The organism is Bartonella sp. MR168JLCBS (genome assembly GCF_042194175.1).
The window spans coordinates 322-553 of the sequence record NZ_JBHIMP010000603.1 but is presented as its reverse complement, the minus strand read 5'-3'; the positions used below and the strand labels follow the sequence as shown (position 1 = coordinate 553).

Sequence of the window (232 nt, the reverse complement as noted above, 5' to 3'; positions counted from 1 at the left end):
AACAGGAAGTTTATCGGGCATATTTTGTGTCTTTTCCATGGGTGCGCCTTTTTATTATAAGGCATCTATTTTAAATCGATTAATATCATCAAGTAAACCACGAAGTCCACAAAGAACATGAGAAAAAATTGCTTCACCTGCTTGCGATGTTGCTTCACGTGCATTGCCTGCTGCTCCTTGCAGGTTAAGATCACGCATTGTCCATCCAAAAGCATGAGGACCATAGGCCCGT

General features: G+C 41.8%; 1 pseudogene. It reads right to left on the bottom strand.

Going from position 1 to position 232, the window contains the following annotated elements:
- Nucleotides 1-54: 54 nt before the first annotated feature.
- Nucleotides 55-232: pseudogene (locus ACFIK8_RS12955) on the bottom strand (creatininase family protein); the annotation flags it as partial.